16 protein-coding genes are annotated in these 15,628 nt (G+C 73.4%); 8 read left to right on the top strand and 8 right to left on the bottom strand.

Annotated features, from left to right (window positions below; genetic code table 11):
* Positions 1-99 precede the first annotated feature (99 nt).
* Positions 100-1,626, bottom strand: coding sequence for a tRNA (N6-isopentenyl adenosine(37)-C2)-methylthiotransferase MiaB (gene miaB, locus ABZ923_RS22505; protein WP_361474644.1), 1,527 nt, complete (start codon positions 1,624-1,626; stop codon positions 100-102).
* Positions 1,627-2,095: 469 nt separating this feature from the next.
* Positions 2,096-2,992 (bottom strand): LysR family transcriptional regulator, encoded by an 897-nt coding sequence (locus ABZ923_RS22510; RefSeq protein ID WP_361474647.1) that lies wholly within the window; start codon positions 2,990-2,992, stop codon positions 2,096-2,098.
* Between the two features lie 52 nt (positions 2,993-3,044).
* On the opposite strand from ABZ923_RS22510, the gene ABZ923_RS22515 reads away from it, so the two are divergent.
* The 3 genes from ABZ923_RS22515 to ABZ923_RS22525 all read left to right on the top strand — a co-directional run bounded on the left by ABZ923_RS22515 (position 3,045) and on the right by ABZ923_RS22525 (position 5,763).
* Positions 3,045-3,914 carry an oxidoreductase gene (locus tag ABZ923_RS22515; RefSeq protein ID WP_361474650.1) on the top strand — a complete coding sequence of 290 codons (870 nt, stop codon included), beginning with the start codon at positions 3,045-3,047 and terminating at the stop codon, positions 3,912-3,914.
* 243 nt (positions 3,915-4,157) lie between these two features.
* Positions 4,158-4,613: a regulator component gene (locus tag ABZ923_RS22520; RefSeq protein WP_361474653.1), complete on the top strand. Its 456-nt coding sequence runs from the start codon at positions 4,158-4,160 to the stop codon at positions 4,611-4,613.
* The gene (locus tag ABZ923_RS22525) at positions 4,606-5,763 is read left to right on the top strand and encodes an MAB_1171c family putative transporter (RefSeq protein WP_361474656.1); all 1,158 of its coding nucleotides are present in this window, start codon (positions 4,606-4,608) and stop codon (positions 5,761-5,763) included. Before ABZ923_RS22520 ends, ABZ923_RS22525 begins: the two co-directional genes overlap by 8 nt.
* A 7-nt stretch (positions 5,764-5,770) precedes the next feature.
* Here the strand turns inward: ABZ923_RS22525 and ABZ923_RS22530 are convergent, their stop codons facing one another.
* Positions 5,771-6,607, bottom strand: coding sequence for an SDR family oxidoreductase (locus ABZ923_RS22530; RefSeq protein WP_361474659.1), 837 nt, complete (start codon positions 6,605-6,607; stop codon positions 5,771-5,773).
* 454 nt (positions 6,608-7,061) lie between these two features.
* Between ABZ923_RS22530 and ABZ923_RS22535 the strand changes: the two genes are divergently transcribed.
* On the top strand, positions 7,062-8,327 hold the full coding sequence (locus ABZ923_RS22535; RefSeq protein ID WP_361474662.1) for a cation:proton antiporter: 1,266 nt from the start codon (positions 7,062-7,064) through the stop codon (positions 8,325-8,327).
* A 17-nt stretch (positions 8,328-8,344) separates the two neighbouring features.
* Here the strand turns inward: ABZ923_RS22535 and ABZ923_RS22540 are convergent, their stop codons facing one another.
* The 4 genes from ABZ923_RS22540 to ABZ923_RS22555 all read right to left on the bottom strand — a co-directional run bounded on the left by ABZ923_RS22540 (position 8,345) and on the right by ABZ923_RS22555 (position 11,022).
* Positions 8,345-8,965, bottom strand: coding sequence for a DUF1697 domain-containing protein (locus tag ABZ923_RS22540; RefSeq protein WP_361474665.1), 621 nt, complete (start codon positions 8,963-8,965; stop codon positions 8,345-8,347).
* Between the two features lie 4 nt (positions 8,966-8,969).
* Entirely contained in the window at positions 8,970-9,662 is a 693-nt protein-coding gene (locus tag ABZ923_RS22545; RefSeq protein ID WP_361474667.1) for an RES family NAD+ phosphorylase, read from the bottom strand.
* Positions 9,662-10,345, bottom strand: coding sequence for a hypothetical protein (locus ABZ923_RS22550; RefSeq protein WP_361474670.1), 684 nt, complete (start codon positions 10,343-10,345; stop codon positions 9,662-9,664). The genes ABZ923_RS22545 and ABZ923_RS22550 overlap by 1 nt, the downstream gene beginning before the upstream one ends.
* Positions 10,346-10,479: 134 nt before the next feature.
* Positions 10,480-11,022, bottom strand: a complete 543-nt coding sequence (locus ABZ923_RS22555) for a hypothetical protein (protein WP_361474672.1) — start codon at positions 11,020-11,022, stop codon at positions 10,480-10,482.
* A 294-nt stretch (positions 11,023-11,316) separates the two neighbouring features.
* Here ABZ923_RS22555 and ABZ923_RS22560 point away from each other — a divergent pair, with 294 nt between their 5' ends.
* The 3 genes from ABZ923_RS22560 to ABZ923_RS22570 all read left to right on the top strand — a co-directional run bounded on the left by ABZ923_RS22560 (position 11,317) and on the right by ABZ923_RS22570 (position 13,797).
* Positions 11,317-11,676, top strand: a complete 360-nt coding sequence (locus ABZ923_RS22560) for a DUF6204 family protein (protein ID WP_361474674.1) — start codon at positions 11,317-11,319, stop codon at positions 11,674-11,676.
* Between the two features lie 60 nt (positions 11,677-11,736).
* A complete protein-coding gene (locus ABZ923_RS22565; protein ID WP_361474676.1) occupies positions 11,737-12,180 on the top strand; it encodes a MarR family winged helix-turn-helix transcriptional regulator in 444 nt (147 codons plus the stop codon).
* A gap of 201 nt (positions 12,181-12,381) precedes the next feature.
* Positions 12,382-13,797 (top strand): hypothetical protein, encoded by a 1,416-nt coding sequence (locus tag ABZ923_RS22570; protein WP_361474677.1) that lies wholly within the window; start codon positions 12,382-12,384, stop codon positions 13,795-13,797.
* Between the two features lie 15 nt (positions 13,798-13,812).
* Here ABZ923_RS22570 and ABZ923_RS22575 read toward each other — a convergent pair whose 3' ends face one another.
* Positions 13,813-14,220 carry a MazG nucleotide pyrophosphohydrolase domain-containing protein gene (locus ABZ923_RS22575; RefSeq protein ID WP_361474679.1) on the bottom strand — a complete coding sequence of 136 codons (408 nt, stop codon included), beginning with the start codon at positions 14,218-14,220 and terminating at the stop codon, positions 13,813-13,815.
* Positions 14,221-14,455: 235 nt separating this feature from the next.
* On the opposite strand from ABZ923_RS22575, the gene ABZ923_RS22580 reads away from it, so the two are divergent.
* On the top strand, positions 14,456-15,454 hold the full coding sequence (locus tag ABZ923_RS22580; RefSeq protein WP_361474681.1) for a TAXI family TRAP transporter solute-binding subunit: 999 nt from the start codon (positions 14,456-14,458) through the stop codon (positions 15,452-15,454).
* The last annotated feature ends 174 nt before the right edge of the window (positions 15,455-15,628 follow it).

Below are 15,628 nucleotides of genomic sequence, written 5' to 3' on the forward strand. Positions count from 1 at the left end.
ACCGACGCGTGGTGCCCCTTCCAGCGCCGCAGCTGCGCCGCCCCGGCCGGCGGTCGGCCGGGGACGCGCTGTGCCGGTGGCCGCCGGCGCGCCAGGAGCTCAGTCGCAGCCGCAGGCGCTCGCCGCCGCCGGCAGCGGGGCCGGGACGCCGATCTTCGGCAGGCCGAGCATGACGCCGGCCGGCTTGGCGGCCGCCTCGGCGGTGCGCTTCTCCCAGGCGTCGCCCGCGCGCGTGCGGCGCACGCCGAGGACGGGGCCCTCGGCGAGGAGGTGGTGCGGGGCGGCGTACGTCACCTCGACCGTGACCACGTCGCCGGGGCGCACCTCCTGGTCCGGCTTGGTGAAGTGGACCAGGCGGTTGTCGGGGGCGCGGCCGGAGAGGCGGTGGGTGGCGCCGTCCTTGCGGCCCTCGCCCTCGGCGACCATCAGCTCCAGGGTGCGGCCGACCTGCTTCTTGTTCTCCTCCCAGGAGATCTCCTCCTGGAGGGCGACCAGCCGCTCGTAGCGCGCCTGGACGACCTCCTTGGGGATCTGGTTCTCCATGGTGGCGGCCGGGGTGCCGGGGCGCTTGGAGTACTGGAAGGTGAAGGCCTGCGCGAAGCGGGCCTCGCGGACGACGTGCAGGGTCTGCTCGAAGTCCTCCTCGGTCTCGCCGGGGAAGCCCACGATGATGTCGGTGGTGATCGCGGCGTGCGGGATGGCGGCCCGCACCTTCTCGATGATCCCGAGGTAACGCTCCTGGCGGTACGACCGGCGCATCGCCTTCAGGACGGTGTCCGAGCCGGACTGCAGCGGCATGTGCAGCTGGGGCATCACGTTGGGCGTCTCCGCCATGGCGGTGATCACGTCGTCGGTGAAGTCGCGGGGGTGCGGGGAGGTGAAGCGCACCCGCTCCAGGCCCTCGATGTTCCCGCAGGCGCGCAGCAGCTTGCTGAAGGCCTCGCGGTCGCCGATGTCGGAGCCGTAGGCGTTGACGTTCTGGCCGAGCAGGGTGATCTCGGAGACGCCCTCGCCGACCAGGGCCTCGATCTCGGCCAGGATGTCGCCGGGGCGGCGGTCCTTCTCCTTGCCGCGCAGGGCCGGGACGATGCAGAAGGTGCAGGTGTTGTTGCAGCCGACGGAGATGGACACCCAGGCCGCGTACGCGCTCTCACGCCGGGTCGGCAGCGTGGAGGGGAAGGCCTCCAGCGACTCGGCGATCTCGACCTGCGCCTCCTCCTGGACGCGGGCGCGCTCCAGCAGCACGGGCAGCTTGCCGATGTTGTGCGTGCCGAAGACGACGTCCACCCAGGGCGCCTTCTTCACGATGGTGTCGCGGTCCTTCTGCGCGAGACAGCCGCCGACCGCGATCTGCATGCCGGGACGGCCGGCCTTCTTCGGGGCGAGCCGGCCGAGGTTGCCGTAGAGGCGGTTGTCAGCGTTCTCGCGGACCGCGCAGGTGTTGAAGACGACGACGTCCGCGTCGCCGTCCGAGCCCTCGGGGGCCCGCACGTATCCGGCCTCCTCGAGCAGCCCGGCCAATCGCTCGGAGTCGTGGACGTTCATCTGGCACCCGTAGGTGCGGATCTCGTAACTCTTGGGGGTGGGAACGTCCACTGCCGGGCTCCGGTCGCTGCTGCTGGTCATTCCTCAAGGGTAGGCGCTCCGCGGAAGACCCTGTCCCCGGTTTCCCCGCGGCGGACGCCTCCCGGCGGCCCACCGTCTGCGACGGCTCGGCCGGCGCCGCGGACGGCCCGGGCGGCCGTCGCCTGCACGTCGGCGGCACCCGCCCGTGGACCCGCCCGCGGATCGGCCACGTCCGGCCGCGCCGCGAGCCCCGGCCGTCGCGTCGAGCGGCACCGCGTGCCCGGGCCGTGCGGCTGCTCCCGTTCGCGGCGGCACGGACGTCGACCGACGCGACGTCGCTCACGGGCCCGCCGGCGCCGCAGGGCGGAGGCGGAGGCGCTCCGCGCCGGCCGCCCACGTCGGCCGGCCGCCCACGTCGGCCGGTCGGCCCGGCGGTCAGCCCGGCGGACGGCCCGGTGATCGATCCGGCGGTCGGCCCGGTGATCGGCCTACGACCGGTCGCCCCCGTCGGCCGGCAACGCCCCCGCGGTCACAGCGGAATGGCGGTGTCCGTGACGAGGTCTCGTACGGTGTCCGCGAACCCCTGGATCAGGTCGGTCTCCGCGCCCCGGACCCAGGCCATCGCGACCCGCATGGGTTCGACGCCCAGCAGCGGGACCCAGGCGAGGTCGGGACGCGCGTAGTAACGGGCCATGCCGGCCGGGGCGAAGCAGATGGCTTCCCCGGAGGCGACCTGCTCCAGCATCTCCTCGACGTTGTTGTTGGTCGGCCCCCAGCGTGGTGTCGAACCGTCGGGTCTCGGGTTCACCGCCCACCAGTCCACCCAGGGGCGGGGAGCCCGCTCCGTCCAGGTGAGGGGTTCGTCCCGGACGTCGGCGAGGGTCACCCCGTCGTGCGCGGCCAGCCGGTGCCCGCGGGGCAGGCCGACGACCCTGGGCTCGGAGTGGATCACCTCGGTGTGCAGGTCGGTGAGGTCGGCCGGCAGCCAGATGAAGGCGACGTCCGCCCGGCCGTCGCGCAGTGCCGCCACCTCCTCGCCCCAGTCGAACCGTCTGGGTTCGACTCGGACGCCGGGCCGGCGGCGCGCGAACTCGCTGCGGGCGCGCGTGGTCAGCCCACCGGCACCACTGGCCTCGAAGCCCACGCGCAGCACCCGGCCGCCCGAGGGCCGGTGGCGCTCGGCGACCACCCGGACGCGGTCGGCCTGACGCAGCGTACGGCGGGCCTCCGCCACGACGTCCCGCCCGGCCGCGGTGGCCGTCACCCCGCCGGCGTGCCGGTCGAAGAGCCGCACGCCGAGCTCGGACTCCAGGGACTTCAGGGCGTACGAGAGGGAGGGCTGGGTCACGTAGAGCGCCGCGGCCGCCCGCCTCAGGTTCCCCTCGTCCACGATCGCCACGAGATAGCGCAGCTGACGTAACTCCACCCTGCGATCATAAATCGTCTTTATCGAGCAAGTGATCTTCTGTCTTGGACAGATGCCCCGGCGGCTGACACAACTGGGAGGCGAACAGCCCGACTTGGAGGATGCAGTGACCACCGGTGCGTCGTCCGGCTTCGGCCAGGCCATCGCGGAGGCGGCACTGGCGGCGGGAGACACCGTCATCGCCACCGCCCGCCGGACGGAGACGCTCGACGGCCTGATCGCCGCCCACCCGGACCGCGCGGTGGCGGTCCAGCTGGACGTCACGGACCACGGCCGTATCGCCGAGGTGGTGGCCGAGGCCGTCCTCCGGTTCGGACGGATCGACGTCCTGGTCAACAACGCGGGCCGCGGCCAGGTGGGCGCGGTCGAGGAGACCACCGACCGCGAGCTGCGGGACCTGATGGACGTGCACTTCTTCGGCCCCGCCGCGCTGGTCCGCGCCGTGCTGCCGCACATGCGCGGGCGGAACTCGGGTGCCATCGTGCAGATGAGCAGCTACGGCGGGCAGTTGTCCGTCGCCGGGTTCGGCGCCTACTCGGCGACCAAGTTCGCCCTGGAGGGGTTGTCCGAAGCGCTCGCCCAGGAAGTGGCCCCGCTGGGCATCAAGGTGCTCATCGTCGAACCCGGCGCCTTCCGTACCCGTTTCTTCGGCGACGCCCTGCACGAGTCGGCGCCCCTCCCGGCGTACGAGGCGACCGCCGGCCGCACCCGCGCCGGCATCGGCGACGCCCACGGCGCGCAGCCCGGCGATCCCGCCAAGGCCGCCGCGGCCATTCTCGGCGCCCTCGACAGCGACAGGACACCGCTGCGCCTGCCACTGGGCGGCGATTCCGTGGACGCGCTCAAGGACCACCTGGACGGTGTCCGGGCCGAACTGCTGGCCTGGGAGCCGGTCAGCCGGGACGTCGGTTTCGACGCGTGATCCCGGGCGTCCGCCGCCGGTTCACCGGCCCGCCCGCGGGAGGACGTTTTTCGCCAAAGGGCGACCGAAAGACCGGGCAGGCGTGTGCAAGGGGGCGGGCGACCTGCTTAGGTGTGACCCACGGCTTGTCCGCTGGAGCGGGAAGTGCTTTCTCGCCCGAACGGGGTGACACAGCAGGTGAGGAGAACGGGCGAGTACGCCGCGCTACGGCGCCGATGCACCGCGATTCTGCGTGATCTCGGGGTGCAGCGGTCGCTGTCCCTGGACGCCGTCCGGGAGCGGGTGGAGGAACTCAGAGGCCGTCCGCTCGTGCTGAGGGAGCTGCCCGAGGAGGCCGCGGCCACCGGGGCCTGCGGCCTGTGGCTGGGCACCGCCAACGCCGACTACGTCTTCTACGAGGCCCGGACCGCCCCGCTGCACCGCGAGCACATCATCCTCCACGAGATCGGTCATGTGCTGTGCGACCACCACCGCAGCCTCCTGGAGGACGGCGAGCAGCCGGCCGGTGACCTGCTGGCCGGCCTCCAGCCCCACCTCGTCGCACGGCTGATGGCCAGGACGAGCTACACGAACACCGAGGAACAAGAAGCCGAGATGATCGCCACCCTGATCCAGAGCGCCGGGACGACCGGCCGGGTGGCCGGACCCCTGGGCCGGCTCGGCGCGTTCCTCGGGGTGACGGCGGACGCCGGTGAGTGAACTGGCGGCGCACGTCGGACTGGCCAGCGTCCTCGCCCTGTGGTTCGCCCTGGTCTGGCGGGCCCGGTCCGCGCTGCGCCAGCCCCACCTGCGAGGGCTCTGGCTCACGGTGCTGGCCGCGACCACCGCCATCACCCTCTTCCAGCCCCGGGTCGTCGGCCGGCTCGCGTCCGCCGGGATCGACGTCCACACGGTGTCGCTGGCCCGCAACCTGATCGGCGTCCTGAGCGCGGGACTGGTCCTGCTCTTCGTGGTCGACTCCAGCCGCACCCCGCGCCTGCGCCGGTACGTGGCGGTCGGGATGACGGCGGCCCTGGTCGCGCTGCCCGTCCTGGATCTGCTCCAGGTGGACCAGGCGGGCGGAGGCACGGCGTCCGCGCAGCGGCCCGCGTCCGCGTCCTCCGCCTACTGGCTGATCCTCATCGGCTCCCACCTCGCCGGTGACGCCGTCGCCGTCGTGGTCTGCTGGGCGTACAGCCTGCGCACGACGGAGCGGGACCTCGTCTGGTCACTGCGGCTGTTCGCGGCGGGCAGCGTGCTCGCGCTCGTCTTCTGGTCGGGTTACCTGTTCCATCTCTACGTCCCCGCCCCGCCGCTGCTGCCCTACCTGTCCGTGATCATGGGCGCGCACGGCCTCCTGCGGGCGGCGTCGCTGCTGGCCCCCACCGCGAGCGCCCTCGCCCGGTCGGCCGGAGCGCTGCGGACCATCTGGCGGCTGTGGCCGCTGTGGCGCGACCTGGTGACGGCGGTGCCCCATGTGGCCCTGGCCGGTCCCCGGCGGACCCGGCTGCTGGAGCTGCTCCAACCGCGCCACCCGCTGGCGTTGCAGGCGCACCGGCAGACCATCGAGACGTACGACGCCCTGCTGACCCTCCAGCAGTACGTGCGGCCGGACTCCTACGACAGGGCGCTCCGGCACGCCCGGCGGGCCGGGGTGCCGGAGGACCGGCTGGCGTCCGCGGCGCTCGCCGGTGCCGTGGACGAGGCCCGGCGGGCCGTCCTCGCCGGCGTGCCGCCGTCCGACCCGCACCCGCTGCCCGGTGTGACGCACGGCAGTCCCGAGACACTGCTGGGGATCGCCCGGATGTGGCCCGTCATGTCCGGCGTACTGCCCTGCCCCGACCGGACGTCGCCGGCCCGGCCGAGCTGAGGCCCGGTCAGCGGGGAGCGCCGGAGCCGTTCCCGCCGCCGCGGGGCGCGATGTGGTAGTCGAAGGCGAGGGTTCCGGGGTCGAGGGCGGTGGCGCCGCCGTCGACGGTGAGCACGGCTCCGTTGACGTACGACGCGGCCGGGGACAGCAGCCAGTCGATCGCCTCGGCGATCTCGCGCGGCTCGCCCGGGCGTCCCTGGGGCAGCAGCCGGGTCGCCTCCTCGTAGGCGGCCTCCATCCCGCCGCCGGGCAGCTCCGCCTCCTCGGCGAAGCGGGCCATGCGCCGGTCGGCCATCTCGGTGCGCACCCAGCCGGGGCACACGATGTTGGCGCGCACGCCCTGCCGCCCGTAGTCGACGGCGACGGAGCGGCACAGCTGGAGCAGGGCCGCCTTGGAGGTGGCGTACGGGGCGTTGCTCGTGCCGTTGCGCAGCGCGGACACCGAGGCGACGGCGACCACCGAGCCCTTGGACTCCAGCAGGTGCGGGATGGCGGCGCGGAGCAGGAGCAGCGGACCGGTCAGGTTGGTGCGCATCACCTCGTCCCAGTCCCGCAGCGACATGTCGCCGACGGCTCCGCCGCGTCCGATGCCGGCGTTCAGCACCAGTCCGTCGAGCCGTCCGTACGCGGCCAGGGCGGCCTGGACGATCCCCTCGGCGGCCTCCGGGTCCCCGACGTCGGACGGATGCGCCAGCGCGCCCGTCTCCTGCGCCAGGCGCTCCAGGGGTTCGGCCCGCCGGCCGGAGACGACCACGTGGTGACCCGCCTCACCCAGCAGCCGGGCCGTGGCCTGCCCGATGCCCGAGCCTCCGCCGGTCACGACGACAACGCGTTTGTCCTCCACCGCAGTTCAGGCCCCTTCACCGAGATCACCGAGACGTCCGTCGCCTGGCTCGCCAGACGCCTTTCGAGCTTAGAGCCCCTTGATCCACTGGAGACGACTTCCAGCCAGCGTCCGCTCCGGTCGCCCGGAACCCGGCCGGCGCGGCCGTCCTGCGCGGACGCCGTTCCCGACGCGGGCCCGGCGGCCTGAAAGGTACGGGTGGCGGCGGTCGGGGCGCTGAAACGCGCCGGGGCGGCCACCGGCATTCTTCCATGATCACTGCATTCGCCCTTTTTTCCGACTCCGCTCGCACATTCCACGTCAAGGGTATTTCCGGCCTCTTATCCAAAGCCACGCGGCTCGCGAGATCGCCGTTGACAAAGAGGGTCTATACAACGAAGCATGGCGGGGCACGTCGGCGGCACCTCATCGAATTTCGGGCAGCGCCCGCAAAACGACAACAAGGCAGGGACCGGTGACCACGAACCAACTGTTCGCGCTCTTTTCCGACCTGGCCCTCATACTCGTCCTGGCGCAGCTCCTGGGCGCCGCGGCCCGACGATTCTCCCAACCCGCGGTCATCGGCGAGGTACTCGCGGGCATCATGCTCGGCCCCACTTTGCTGGGCCACCGGGCCTCCGATTTCCTCTTCCCGACCGATATCCGGCCGATGCTCACCGCACTCGCCGACGTGGGCATGGCCGTATTCATGTTCATCGTGGGCCTGGAGCTGGACCGGAAAATCCTGCGCGGTACCGGACGACTGGCGGCCACCGTGTCGCTGTCCTCCATTCTCCTGCCGTTCGGACTCGGCGCCCTGCTCGCCCTGCTGCTGGTCGAGGACAACGCCCCGGACCACCGGCTGGGATTCGTGCTCTTCATGGGTACGGCGATGTCGGTGACCGCCTTTCCGGTGCTGGCCCGCATTCTCACGGACCGGAAGATGCAGCACACCCCGGTCGGCGGCCTGGCGCTGGCCTGCGCCGCGATCGGGGACGTGCTCGCCTGGTGCATGCTGGCCGCCGTGGTCGCGCTGGCCGGCGGAGGAGGCGCCCACCAGTGGTATCTGCTGCTGCTCGTGCCGTACACCGGCGTGATGCTGTGGGTCGTACGCCCGCTGCTGCGCAGGCTGCTCGCCGCCGGTGACGGCACCGCCCGGCTGAGCCCCGCGGCGCTGACGGCCGTGCTCGCCGGTCTGCTCGTGTCGGGCGCGGTCACCGAGAAGATAGGCCTGCATTTCATCTTCGGCGCGTTCTTCTTCGGCGTGGTGATGCCGAAGGAATCCACCGAGCGGCTGCGCGCGGACATCACCGACCGGATCGGCCATGTCAGCACCCATCTGCTGCTGCCGGTCTTCTTCATCAGCGTGGGCCTGAAAGTCGACCTGTCGGATCTGGGGCGGTCCGGGTGGCTGGACTTCGCTCTCATCCTGCTGGTCGCGGTCAGTGGCAAGTTCCTCGGCGCGTTCCTGAGCGCCCGGGCGCACGGTGTCACGGCGCGCCAGTCGGCGGTTCTGGCCACCCTCATGAACACGAGGGGCCTGACCGAGCTGATCATCCTGACCGCCGGTCTGCAACTCGGTGTGCTCAACGAGCGGTTGTACTCCCTGATGGTCGCCATGGCCGTCGTGACCACGGCGATGGCCGGGCCGCTCCTGTCGGTCCTCCAGCCGCGTCCCCTCGCCGACCACCACCTCGTCCGCCCGGCCCGCGACGCCCAGCCGCCCGCCGCCAAACGCTGATGCGGCCGGCCGCCGGCTCAGTGCCCGGCGGCCAGCTCGTGCAGCGCGGTGACCGTCTTCCAGTTGCGGGTGGTGGCCCGCATGCCGAGGCGGCGCTCGATGAAGGCGTTGTTCAGCCTGGTCCGGCCGTACCCGTCCGGGACGTGCAGGTGGATCTCGTCGCCGACCAGCGCGAAGACGGCCGTCTCCCCGGCGGGCACCGCCAGGCGGGCGGCCTGCTCGGCGGTCGGCTCCTGGGCGAGGAAGGTGACGTGCAGCTTGGCCGGGTCGTCCTCCCGGCCGAGGTACGGGTTCGCGGCGAGGGTACGGGCCAGCGAGTCGCCGGTGCGCAGCAGGACCGTGCAGGACACCCCGAGGTCGTCGGCGATCCGCTTCTCGATGCTCACGGCGAGGTCGGCGGGGCGCTGCGTGCCTGCCGGAGCGGGGACGGCGGAGGCGGTGGCCGCGGCGGAGTCGGTGGCGGTGGCCGCGGCGGAGGTGGAGGCGGTGGGTGCACGGAACACGACGTTCCCGCTCTGCAGATACGTCCGGACGTCCTCGAACCCCATGCCGGCGAACAGGGCGCGCAGATCCTTCATGGCGATCCGCGCGCTGCCGCCGACATTGACCCCGCGCAGCAGAGCGATGTACGTCGTCATGGCATCAAGCTCTCACACCCGCCCTTGATGGCCACTCGGGCCCGGCGATCCGCGCCCACAGCGGTGCGAGGAGCTCGTTGGCGCGTGCCCGGCCCTCCTGCGAGCCGAGGTCGGGGATGCCGCGGTCGGGCAGCACCTCCAGCGGCGGGCCGTCCGGGCCCGGGCAGCGGTCGTGGTAGAGCACCATCGCGTGCTCGGAGCGGTTGCGCCGCGATTCCCAGATCAGCCCCATGGCGTCGGACGCCTGCGCCCGGATCTCGCTCGACCAGCGCCGTGCCCGCGCGTAGTTGCTCTCGTCCTCCAGAAGCGTGGCGTCCTGGCACACCGCGGCCAGGTCGGCGCCGCTGACCAGGGAGACCAGGATCAGGTCGGAGCGGGTGCGCAGGCAGCTGAGCGAGCGCTGCCAGACCGCGCGGTAGGGGATCGTACGGCCGCCGGCCGGCGCGTCGAAGGGCCGGGAGCGCAGCACGCTCTCCGCCAGCGCGGTCAGCGCGCTCTCCGCCAGGTACAGGCTGTGGTACTGGTCGAGCACCGTGCCGTCGAAACGGCCCCCGTGGAAGTGGATGTCCGCGAGCCGCGGATTGAACTCGTCCGGTGCGTACCGGGACAGGTGCACCCGCCACAGCTCCGTACCCGCCGGGATCACCCGGCGGTTGGGGCGCAGTTTCAGGTCGATCATGGGGAAGAAGCCGCCCATCACTCCCCCTCCGCCAGTTCGAGGGCCGCGCCGACCAGCCGGTGGTCGGGCAGCCGGCCGAGCAGCGCCGCGGGGGTGCCGCCGAGCCAGGTGTTGCCGCTCAGCCACCAGGCCGCGGCGCCCCACGGGTCGATGTCCGCGAGCAGCAGCCGGTTGACCTCCAGGACGACGCCGTGCGGGGTGCCGCCGGCCGGGGCGAACTGGAACTCCGGGTAGCGGTCGCGGTCGTCCGGGCCGCGCAGTCTGATCAGTTCGGGAGGCGGCGCGCCACCGCAGCGGCCCCACGCCTCCGCGGCCGACAGCACCGGCTGCCCGAACAGCAGGTCTCGCTCGGGATCCGGCCCGTACGCCGGTCCACGCGCCGGCGACGGCAGCCCGAACCAGGCCATCAGCTCCTGCGCACCGGCCACGGTCCCCGGTCCGGCCAGCGGCACCGCCCCGCGCAGGGAGTCCAGTTCCCGGCGCACCGGATGGGCCGGCGGCAGCTTCAGCAGCGCCAGCCTGACACCCTGGAGGGCCCTGCGGACCGCCCGGTCGTCGTCCGCCGGCGCCACGGCGAGCGTCTTCAGCCAGGCCAGCAGCAGCGCATGCTGTGCGTCGTCCAGCTCCTCGCGGATGGTGTCCAGGTGCTCGCCGATGAGGGCCAGCAGCCGCTCGGCCGCCCCCGCGCGCGGTTCGTCCACACCGTCCTCCCCTCTGCCCCGCCGGGTCGGCCGTCGTCGCCGTACGGCGGTGTCGCCGGGCTCTCCGGCCCGGGATCACCGCCACTATGCCGAGCCAGGGCCCGCGTTGCGGCACGTTGCCGGATCCGGCCTGCTCAGCGCCCGGAATCCGCCCGGAACGCACCCAGTTGGGAGCGCATCTCGCGGCGCATCCGCCGCAGCCGGCCCCACAGTTCGTCGATGCCGTCCCGCACGGCGGCCGGTGAGTCGTCCGCGCGCGGGACTCCGTCGTCCAGGCGCCGGACCATGCCGTAGACCGCCCCGAGGTCGTGGCTGAGGCCGCCCACGAGGTCGAGCACCCGGTCGGGCATCCGCAGCTGGGCCTCGGCGTACACGTCCCGGTACTGGTCACGCGCCTCCGTGAGCCGCTGCCGTACGGTCCGCAGCTCCTCGTCCCGGCCCAGCGCGTGCACCTGGTCGGTGAGGGCGGCCAGGTACTGGCGGGCGGAGGTGTTCAGGGCGACGTAGCACGCGCGCAGTTCCTGGGCGTGCCGGCGCCGTTCGCGCACCTCCTCGACGCGCTCCTGCTCGCGCCGGCGGCTGCGGTCGGCCGCGCGCTGGGTCAGCAGCGCGGACAGCAGCGTCCCGACGACTCCGACGACCGCGACCACGGGCGCGGTCGCTTCCCCGACGTCCACCCCGCCTCCCCGTCATCCCGCACGATGCCAGGGAAGCAGCGTCCGCCGGCCCGGTGAACCCCCGGCCCGGACCTCGCCCGACGTTCGCCCCACGGACGCCCGGACCTGCCGCCTGCGCGGACGGCACCCGGTCGTATGCCGGTCGCGGGTGCGGCGGAGGGGGCCGGCCCGGGGCCGGGGTCCCGGGCCGCGGACGCCCGGGCCGGGCGCACGACACCCGACCGGACCCGGCGGACCCCGGCGCCCCCGGAAACCCGCTGGATGACGCACCCCCGCTCTGCCTAGGGTCGCGGAATGAGTACGCGAACCTTCCGCATCACCGTCCGCGGCGTCTTCGACGCCCTCACCGACGCCCAGCGCGCCGCCCTGCTGGCCGACGCCGCCGAACACGACGTCCTGCGCGCCGCCTTCACCCCCGAGGGGAACCTCACCTACGACATCGCCGCCCGGCCCGCCTTCGTCTTCCGCTTCTCCGCGGCCGGGGAGAAGGAGGAGGACATCCTGGAGGCGACGGAGCAGGCCGAGGAGACGGCGAAGGCCTGGCTGACCGGGCGAGGCTACGGCTTCAAGCGCCTGCGGACCACCGCCGAGGACCTCTCCCAGGCGCCCCTGGGCAAGCGACAGCGCCGCGCCGCCCGCAGCACCGGCGCGTGAAAACAGCCCATAAACTTGAGTAGTCAAGGACATCGCAAGGATGAGCAGGAGGCGAGGCGAGTGAACGACGCCCTGGACACGGCGCTGCGCCTGGTCCGCGCCCAGACGGCGCTCGTACGACGCTTCGACGCCCGGCTGAGCGGGCTGCACGGCGTCAGCCTCGCCGACTTCACCCTGCTGCTCCGGCTGGGACAGGCACCCGGCGGCCGGATGCGCCGGGTCGACCTCGCCGAGGCGCTGGGGCTGACCGCCTCCGGGGTCACGCGCGGGCTGGCCCCGCTGGAGCGGATCGGGCTGGTGACCCGGGAGCCGGACGCCCGGGACGCGCGCGTGGCGTACGCGGCCCTGACCGCGACGGGCCGGCGGCGGCTGACGGAGATGCTGGCCACGGCGGAGGAGACCGCCGCCGAGATCTTCGCCGGCCCGACGTGGCCCGCGGCGGACGTCGCGGGCCTCGCCGAGCTGCTGACCCGCCTCGGCGGTACGGGGCCGGCCGGGCGCTGATCCCGCCCTGCCATCACCGCCGCAACTCCCCGTGGCGTAGGTCACGTTGAGCTGTGGCCGGTTTGTACGCGGCCCGTGCACAGGGGGTGGCATGCTCATGCGCGTCACCGAGTTACCAACCGGTTCTACTCATGAGTAGGGCCGGTTCCGGTATCTCCCTGCCACCCCCCACTCCACACAGGACCCACCTTGCGCAGACGCATGAGGCACAGGCGTGCCCTGCTGCCCGCCTTCGCCGTGACCTCGCTGTTCCTCGCCGCGGCCTGCTCCTCGGCCGTACCGCGGGCCGCGGAGCTGCCGGCCGCCGGACAGGAACAGCAGATCCGGGCCACCGAGCCCGCCGCCGAGAGCACGGACCACCCGCTCACCGTCGCCGCCGCTCCCACCGCCACCGCGACCGCCACGGCGGCCCCGCGCGGCTCCGGGCAGCGAGCGCACAAGACGACGCTCACCGTCAGCTCGTACGACGGCCACACCCGGCGGGCCGTCATCTCCGACCACTCGAAGGGGAGTTCACCGCACTCGCCCGCACCGTCCACCGGTTCCTCCGCCGCCCCGCACCGCACCGCCGTGGGCGACGTGATCGCCAGCGCGCCCGCGCCGGGGGCACCGCGCGGACTGCTCGCCAAGGTCACCAAGGTGATCGGCGAGACGGACGGCGGCACCGAGGTGCAGACCGAACCGGCCACCCTCAACGCGCTGCTCGGCGACGCGACGGCGAAGGGCGACGTGCCGGTCGACCCGTCGTCGTTCACCGTCGACAAGCTGCTGCCCGATGTGCAGGTGTCCTGGTCGAAGACCGGGGACGCGCACGCCGGCCCCAAGGGCGCGACGGTGCCGCTCGGCAGCCTCCGGCTGGACGTCGGCGCCCAGGTGCCCACCGCAGGCGACGCCAACGCGTCGGCCACCGCCTCCGTGCACGGCTTCGTCCAGGTCGCCCCGCAGGTCGACTTCGCCTACGGCGGCACCGGCAGCGACGCCCCGCCCGGCTCGGCGTACCTCGGCGTGTCCGGTGACTGGACCTCGGGCTGGGCGGTCAAGGGCCGAGCCGCGGCGGCCACCGGCACCCCGCTGCGCATCCCGTTCGCCAAGCTGCACGCCGACCCCGTCCTGCAGGTCGGCCCGGTGCCCGTCGTCGTCAACCTCGATCTGACCTGCTACCTCCAGATCAGCGCCGACGGCCGGGCCACCGTCGACGTCGAGCAGAGCCTGAAGGGCGACTTCAAGGCGGGCGGCACCTTCGGCCCGGCCCGGGGGTGGACGCCGGTCAGCTCCTCGCACATGACCGGCACCCCCGTACGCGCCTCCGTCACCACCGCCGGCAGCGTGAAGACGGCACTCGGCGCCGAGGCGACGGTCGGCCTCTACGGCACCGTCGGCGTCACCGCCGACCTGGCCCCGTACCTGCGCGGCGAGGCCGCCGGCACGCTCACCGCCGCCTCCGACGGCAGCACACCGAAGGCGACGGGCACCTGGGACGTCTACGGCGGCGTGGACCTGACCGGCACCCTGCGGATCCAGCTGTCCGTCTTCGGCACCCCCGTCGTCCAGCGGAGCGTCCCGCTGGGCGCGCTGCACCGCGAGTGGAGGCTGGCGGGCGGCTCCCTGTCCTCGTAGCCCCGGGCGGAAGCGTCAGGCCGCGCCGCCCGGTGTCCAGCCCTGGCGGCGCAGGACGGCCGAGACGTCCGGCGCCCGGTAGTGCTCCCCCTTGAGCACCTTGCCGTCGGCCCGGCGGGCCACCGTCCCGTCCGGGCCGAGCTTGCTCATGTTGGCGCGGTGGATCTCGGCGAGCACCTCGTCGAGGTCGATGCCGTGCACCAGGGCCGTGCCGTAGGCGACGTACACCACGTCGGCCAGCTCGTGCGCGAGCCGGTCCAGCGGTCCCTCCACCGCGACCTCGGCGACCTCCGCGGCCTCCTCGGCGAGCAGTTCGCCCCGGTGTGCGGCCAGTCGCGGGTCCACCTCGGTCGGCGTGCTGCGGGCGTCGAGGCCGAAGGCGCGGTGGAACTCACGGACGAGGCGGGCGGGCGAAGAGCTCATACGGCGACTCTAACGGCCGCCACCGACAACGCCCGCCGCCCCGAGCGACCCCTCGGTGTCCGCTTCGCCGCCGCCCCGAGCGGCCCCCCGACATCCGCTTCGCCGCCGCCCTGATCGGACCCTCAGCTTCCGCTTCTCCACCGCCCCGAGCGGACCCCCTGCTTCCGCTTCGCCGTCCCCCCGGAGTGACCCCCGCCCTGGTCAGCGGCGCGCGTCGCCTGGCAGGATCGCCCGCATGTCCAAGGTGTTCCCCCGGCTCGGAAGGCGCCGAGCGCTGCAGGGCGCGGCCGTCGGTGCCGTGGCCCTCGGGCTGCTGTTGTGGTGGCTGCTGCCCCTGGGCGAGAAGCCGCCGAGCGGAACCATCGTGTTCAGCACCGGAAGCCCCCGCGGCGTCTACCAGGAGTACGGCGAGCGGCTCCGTACCGAGCTGGGCAAGGACATGCCGGGCCTGAAGGTGAAACTGCTCGACAGCGCGGGCTCCCAGGAGAACGTCCAGCGGGTGGCGACCGGGCAGGCCGACTTCACCATCGCGGCGGCCGACGCGGTGGCGACGTACGAGCTGCGGCACGGCAGCGGCGCCGGGCGGCTGCGCGGGGTGGCCCGCCTCTACGACGACTACATGCACCTCGTCGTGCCCAGCGGCTCGGACATCAGGACCGTCGCCGACCTGCGGCACAAGCGGGTGGCGACCGGACTGCCCAATTCCGGGGTGCGGCTGATCGCCGACCGGGTGCTGCGGGCCGCCGGCATCGACCCGCACAAGGACATCACGCCGGTGGCCGACGGCATCGACACCGGTCCGGCGCAGATGCGGGAGGGGAAGATCGACGCCTTCTTCTGGTCCGGCGGGCTGCCCACGAAGGGGCTCGTCGCGCTGGCGCAGAATCGCGACTTCCGCTTCGTCCCGATCGACGACGCCCTCGTCACCCGGCTGCACGACCAGGGCGAGGGCGCGCGCTACTACCGGGCCACCAACATCCCCGAGTCCGCCTACCCGAACGTCCAGCAGGGTGTCCAGGTGCCGACGATCGCCGTGTCCAACGTGCTGATGACCCGTACGGACGTCGATCCCCGGCTGACCGAGTGGGTGACCCGCACGGTGATCAAGAGTCGCGACGACATCGGCGCCCACGTCCACTCCGCCCAGCTGGTCGACCTGCGCACCGCCATCTACACCGACCCCCTCCCCCTCCAGGAGGGCGCCCGGCGCTACTACCGGTCGGTGAAGCCCTAGACGGCCCGGCGCGGAAGCCCGGCGGAGGCCCGGAAGCCCGGCCGGGGCCTAGGCCGTGTCCGCAAAGTCCCTCCTGCCGCGCGACGCCTGGCACGCACTCTCGCCGCACCGGGCGCAGACCCAAGTACGTCCAGTACGAGGGACTGCACCCGGCACGCCGAGAGCACGCACCAG

The sequence above is a fragment of the Streptomyces sp. NPDC046881 genome (genome assembly GCF_040645015.1).
Lineage (GTDB): Bacteria > Actinomycetota > Actinomycetes > Streptomycetales > Streptomycetaceae > Streptomyces.

Excerpts from the sequence above, each read along its gene's own strand:
- miaB (WP_361474644.1), bottom strand. The coding sequence starts at position 1,626 with ATGACCAGCAGCAGCGACCGGAGCCCGGCAGTGGACGTTCCCACCCCC.
- ABZ923_RS22580 (WP_361474681.1), top strand. The coding sequence starts at position 14,456 with ATGTCCAAGGTGTTCCCCCGGCTCGGAAGGCGCCGAGCGCTGCAGGGC.
- ABZ923_RS22545 (WP_361474667.1), bottom strand. The coding sequence starts at position 9,662 with ATGGGCGGCTTCTTCCCCATGATCGACCTGAAACTGCGCCCCAACCGC.
- ABZ923_RS22540 (WP_361474665.1), bottom strand. The coding sequence starts at position 8,965 with ATGACGACGTACATCGCTCTGCTGCGCGGGGTCAATGTCGGCGGCAGC.
- ABZ923_RS22570 (WP_361474677.1), top strand. The coding sequence starts at position 12,382 with ATGAGGCACAGGCGTGCCCTGCTGCCCGCCTTCGCCGTGACCTCGCTG.
- ABZ923_RS22560 (WP_361474674.1), top strand. The coding sequence starts at position 11,317 with ATGAGTACGCGAACCTTCCGCATCACCGTCCGCGGCGTCTTCGACGCC.
- ABZ923_RS22515 (WP_361474650.1), top strand. The coding sequence starts at position 3,045 with ATGCCCCGGCGGCTGACACAACTGGGAGGCGAACAGCCCGACTTGGAG.
- ABZ923_RS22575 (WP_361474679.1), bottom strand. The coding sequence starts at position 14,220 with ATGAGCTCTTCGCCCGCCCGCCTCGTCCGTGAGTTCCACCGCGCCTTC.